The 5,171-nt window shown below is 67.3% G+C and carries 5 protein-coding genes; 4 read left to right on the top strand and 1 reads right to left on the bottom strand.

Translation table 11 applies throughout. From position 1 onward, the window contains the following. A partial coding sequence (locus RT697_RS26820) for a PepSY-associated TM helix domain-containing protein (RefSeq protein ID WP_313702660.1) occupies positions 1-598 on the bottom strand: 598 nt, incomplete at its 3' end. Between the two features lie 206 nt (positions 599-804). Here RT697_RS26820 and RT697_RS26815 point away from each other — a divergent pair. The 4 genes from RT697_RS26815 to RT697_RS26800 all read left to right on the top strand — a co-directional run. After that, complete coding sequence (locus tag RT697_RS26815) at positions 805-1,269, top strand: DUF2946 family protein (protein ID WP_313702659.1); 465 nt, start codon at positions 805-807, stop codon at positions 1,267-1,269. A 73-nt stretch (positions 1,270-1,342) separates the two neighbouring features. After that, on the top strand, positions 1,343-2,827 hold the full coding sequence (locus RT697_RS26810; RefSeq protein ID WP_313702658.1) for a PepSY domain-containing protein: 1,485 nt from the start codon (positions 1,343-1,345) through the stop codon (positions 2,825-2,827). 88 nt (positions 2,828-2,915) lie between these two features. Then, positions 2,916-3,332 (top strand): DUF2946 family protein, encoded by a 417-nt coding sequence (locus RT697_RS26805; protein WP_313702657.1) that lies wholly within the window; start codon positions 2,916-2,918, stop codon positions 3,330-3,332. A 142-nt stretch (positions 3,333-3,474) separates the two neighbouring features. After that, positions 3,475-5,171 (top strand): TonB-dependent copper receptor (locus RT697_RS26800; protein WP_313702656.1); only part of this gene is annotated, 1,697 nt, incomplete at its 3' end.

Raw genomic sequence — 5,171 nt, 5'->3', positions numbered from 1 at the left:
GGCCCGATAGGCGGTGGAAGTCACCCCAGAAAATGCGGGCGCCCTGGCCGAAGCGCAGACGCGGCTTCTGGAAGTAGGCGCGCCAGAACCGCTTGTAGACCACCAGGCCGGTGATCAGCGACAGCAGCATCGGCAACGACAGCAGCGAGACCAGGTACCAGCCCCAGCTATAGCCGTTGTTGAAGGGGATCAGCAGCCAGCCGTGCAGCGCGCGCATGAACTGACGCAAGTCGAAGTTCAAGGCGGGGCCTTGCACGTGGCCGGTGTACGGGTTGACGTAGATGGACGTGAAGCGCGCGCCGGGATAACCGACCGCTGCCGTCAGGGCGAATTGGGATTCTTCAGGCCAGGACAGGCGCTGCACCGACGCTTGGGGTTCCTGCTTGGCGATGGAGTCCATCAGGGCCTGATAGCCCATGCGGGGCGTATCGGCATCGGGCGCCTGGGCGCGAACGGCGGGATTGATCAGCCAAACGATTTCCTGGCTGATGACGGCGATGGTTCCGGTCGCACAGATGAAGAAAAGGAAGATCCAGATTGGCAAGGCCAGCCAACTGTGGACGAGAAACCATAATTTGGAGCGCGATGGCTTGGCCATTCAAAAGCTATCCGGTAGACGAAAAAGGTATGCCTGGACCCGTTTAAGGGAGGCGTCAGGCGGAATTCTAGCAATAATAGTTCTCAATTGTCTTAGTTAACCCTTCGTTCCGACGGGGCGGCGCCAGCGCAAAGCCTCCGGAGTTGGCGGTGCGATGTTTAAAATGCCGGGTTGGCGACGGTATCGGCCGTCGCCTGGAACCCCGCATGCATACCCGATCCTCCTGTCCGTCCTTACGCCCAGCCTGCGCCGCCGCCCTCGCGCGGCTGTTGCTGCTGGTTCTGCTGGCGGTGCGGGCGTTCGTGCCGGTCGGATACATGCCGGACGTTCAGGCGCTCAAGCACGGCCGCTTGGCGCTGGGGTTTTGCGCCGCGGGCGGCGGGGTGTTTCCCGGCATGCCGGGTCTGGCCGATCCGCACACCGCCCACGCCGACGCCGCCCATGGCCATCACGGGCACCACGATTCTTCCCAGCACATTGGCGCCGGTCAGGAGTGCCCATTTGGACTGAGCGCGCACCAGGCGCTGCTCGTACCGCCTGCCGTGACGCTGGTTCCCGCTTTGCTCGGCTGGTGGGTGCAGACGCCCCGGCTGACCGACAGCCCCCGGCCGCCCATGCCGGCCGCCGGCCCGCCGCTGGGACAACGCGCACCGCCTCGAATCACCGGATGACATCCGTCGCCGTGCGCCCCGCGCGCACGATTGCCGCCTGCCGCAGGCGGCGTCCGTTGTTTTCGAGATCATCATGTCCACTGACACCCTGGTTAGCCCCGCCGCGTCCGCGCGGCCCCGGGCGGCAAGCGGCAGCGCGTTGCTCGCGCTGATCAACCGGCTGCATTTCTATATAGGCCTGTTCGTTGGCCCGTTCATCCTGGTCGCGGCGGTGACCGGCACGTTGTTCGTGCTGACCCCGCAGCTGGAAAACCTGATTTACGCCGACCAGTTGCGCACCACTTCCACCGGCACGGCGCAGCCGCTGGCAGCGCAGGTCGAGGCCGCGCAAAGCCAGGTCGGACCGGGCCCGCGGCTGTTCGCCGTCCGTCCCCCGCCCGACCCCGGCGAAACCACACGCGTCATGTTCACGCAGCCCGGCATGGGCGATTCCGAAGCCCGTGCGCTGTTCGTGGACCCCGTCACGCTGAAGATCCAGGGCGACATGGTGGTTTACGGCACCAGCGGCACGCTGCCTTTCCGGACCAAGCTGGACTACCTGCACCGCAATCTGATGCTGGGCGACCTGGGGCGCAACTACAGCGAACTGGCGGCGTCGTGGCTGTGGATTGCGACGCTGGGCGGGCTGGTGCTCTGGTTTGCCCGGCGTGCACGAGACAAGGCGATGGAGGCACGCAGCCCGCGCCTGCGCGCCCGGCGCTGGCATGGATTGCTGGGGTTGTGGATCGGCATCGGCCTGGTGTTCTTTTCGGCCACGGGGCTGACGTGGTCCAACTGGGCCGGTGCGCGCGTGGACCAATTGCGCGCGCAGCTGGGGTGGATCACGCCGGCGGTGTCGTTGAAACTGCCGGCCGCGGGGACGCCCCCCGCGGGGACGCCCGCCGCGGGGACGCCCGCCGCGGGATCGCCCGCCGCGGGATCGCCCGCCGCCTCCATAGCCGCCATGCACGAGGGCGGCGAGCACGCCCATCATCATCATGGCGGCCAGCATGACCATGCCGCCATGGCGCCGGCCCCGGACAATGTGCCGGCAGGTTTTGACCGGGTGCTGCAGGCCGCGCGCCAGGGCGGCATCGACAGCAGCCAGCTCGAAATCCGGCCGCCGCGCGGCGCGGGCCAGGCCTGGCTGGTGCGCGAGGTGGACCGTTCCTGGCCGACCCAGGTCGACACCATCGCCGTGGACCCCGCAACCTACGCCATCACCAGCCGTGCGGACTTTGACACCTTTCCGCTCATCGCCAAGCTGATCCGCTGGGGCGTGGACATGCACATGGGCATCCTGTTCGGCTGGCCCAATCAGCTGCTGATGGCCGCCATCGGCCTTGCGCTGACGACGATGATCGTGCTGGGTTACCGGATGTGGTGGCTGCGCCGTCCGGCTGCGGGCGCGGCAGCGCAGACGCTGACCCATGCCTGGCGCGACCTGTCCTGGCCCGGACGGATCGGCGTGGCTGTCATCGCGCTGGCGCTGGGCTGGAGTCTGCCGGTGATGGGCGTGAGCCTGGCTGTGTTCCTGGTGATTGACGTATTGCGCTGGGTAGCGGCCAGACGCGCTTGATATGCGTCAACGGGCAGTGCAGATGGACGCGGGCCGGCCGGATTCGGGGCCGGAACCGCGCTACCATCTGCGGCGTCAAGGGGATCTGATGTACACAAGCGCCACTGCTGCAAGACGATGGGTTTCACTGTTCGCGGCGGCGCTATTCGTCTTTCAGGCGCTGATCGCCTCGGCGGCGCTCGCCGCGCCCAGCCCCGCCGGCACATCCAGCGTCTCAGGCGCCACCACCATCATCTGCACGGCCAGCGGGCCGCGCGTCGTCACCATCGGCGTCGAAGGCGCCACGCAGGGCGCGGAGCAGCACAGCGGCGCCATGCCGCATTGCTGCGTCGCCGGCTGCGCCATGCTGGGCGGCGCCACGCTGCCCGGACTATGGCTGCTTGCCTGGCTGCTGCCCACGCTGGCGCAGCCCGATACGGCGCCCGCCGCCGACGTTCCTCTCTTCTCCTCCAGTGCGCTTGCCCGCCTGCAGCAGCAGCCGCGCGCGCCGCCATCCGTCGCCTGACGGCATTTCTCTCGGCTTCACCGGTTTGCATCGCGGCGCCCACTGTTGGTGGACGCGCCGCCGCCGGTTAGCGCCTGTCCATCTTGCCGCAGCCCCTGCGTCGCAAACCCCGACACCCATCCCAAGTTGGTCCAGATTCCCTATGTGCAAGCAACAGCAATCCCTTCGCATGACCTGCCTGGCCGCCGCCATGGCCGCCACGTTCTCCGCTGCCGCGCAGCCCGTGCCGGACGGCGTGACCACACTCGATCCCGTCGTCATCATGGGCGTCGCCCCCAGCGCGCCGCTGACCTTCACGACCGACCCGAAGCTGCCCCGCCAGCCGCTGCCGGCCAGCGACGGCACCGACTATCTCAAGACCATCCCCGGCTTTTCGGCCATCCGCAACGGCGGCACCAACGGCGACCCGGTGCTGCGCGGCATGTTCGGCTCGCGCCTGAATATCCTGACCAACGGCACCTCCATGCCCGGCGCCTGCCCGTCGCGGATGGATGCGCCCAGCTCTTATATTTCGCCCGAGAACTTCGACCAGCTCACCGTCATCAAGGGACCGCAAACCGTGCTGTGGGGGCCGGGCGCATCGGCCGGCACCGTCCGCTTCGACCGCGACACGCCGCGGTTCGATGAGCCAGGCGTGCGCTTTGACGGCAGCCTGACCGGCGGCTCCTTCGGCCGCAACGACCAGACGGCGGACCTGACCATCGGCAACGACAAGGTCTATACGCGGGTCACCGCCAACCACTCGCATTCGCAGGACTACAAGGACGGCGACGGCAACACCGTGCCGTCGCGCTGGGACAAATGGAACGCGGATGTCACGCTGGGCTTCACGCCGGATGCGGACACGCTGTATGAACTGACCGCCGGGACGGGCGACGGCGAGGCCCGCTATGCCGGCCGGGGCATGGACGGCTCGCAGTTCAAGCGGGAAAGTTTTGGACTGCGCTTTGAAAAGCGGAACCTCGGTCCCGTGCTGAATCAGGTCGAGGCGCAGCTCTATTACAACTACGCCGACCACGTCATGGACAACTACACGCTGCGCGCGCCGGACCCGTCCAGCGCCATGGCGATGGCCATGGCCTCGGATGTGGACCGCGCGACCTGGGGCGGACGCTTCGCGACCACCTGGACGTTGTCGCAGGACACCAGCCTGGAGGCGGGGATGGACTTCCAGCAAAGCCGCCACCGCGCCCGCAGCGGCACGGACACCGTGTCGTACCGCAGCCAGCCGTGGGTCAAGGATGCAGATTTTTCCAACTCGGGCGTTTTTGGCGAACTGACCTGGCGCGCCGCACCGGACAGCCGAGTGATCGGCGGCGCCCGCGTCGACTGGGCGTCGGTCAAGGATTTCCGGCAGACCACCGGCGGCATGATGATGGCCATGCCCAATCCCACGGCGGGCGAGCGCCGCAACGACACGCTGCCCAGCGGCTTTCTACGCTATGAAAAAGACCTGGAATCGCTGCCCGCCACCCTCTACATCGGGCTGGGCCATGTCGAGCGGTTCCCGGACTACTGGGAACTGTTCTCGCCCAAGCGCGGTCCGGCCGGTTCGGTCAACGCCTTCCAGGGCGTCAAGCCGGAAAAGACCACTCAGCTCGATTTCGGCGCCCAATACAAGACCGAAACGCTGGACGCCTGGTTCTCCGGGTATGCGGGCTACGTGCAGGACTTCATCCTTTTCAATTACACGTCCGGCGGGATGATGGGAGCCACCTCCCAGGCTACGAACGTCGATGCCCGGATCTTCGGCGGGGAATTCGGCGCTTCCTATGCCATGTCGCATACCTGGAAGCTGGGCGCCACGCTGGCCTACGCCTGGGGCCAGAACCGCAGCGA

It is taken from the genome of Achromobacter sp., assembly GCF_032113835.1.
Taxonomy (GTDB): Bacteria; Pseudomonadota; Gammaproteobacteria; order Burkholderiales; family Burkholderiaceae_B; genus Achromobacter.
Note: the sequence above shows the minus strand (reverse complement) of the source record. Positions and strands in the feature narration are given on the sequence as shown.

What these genes read in the sequence shown, in the direction of transcription:
- RT697_RS26815 (WP_313702659.1), top strand. Translation starts at nt 805, where the DNA reads ATGCATACCCGATCCTCCTGTCCGTCCTTACGCCCAGCCTGCGCCGCC.
- RT697_RS26810 (WP_313702658.1), top strand. Translation starts at nt 1,343, where the DNA reads ATGTCCACTGACACCCTGGTTAGCCCCGCCGCGTCCGCGCGGCCCCGG.
- RT697_RS26805 (WP_313702657.1), top strand. Translation starts at nt 2,916, where the DNA reads ATGTACACAAGCGCCACTGCTGCAAGACGATGGGTTTCACTGTTCGCG.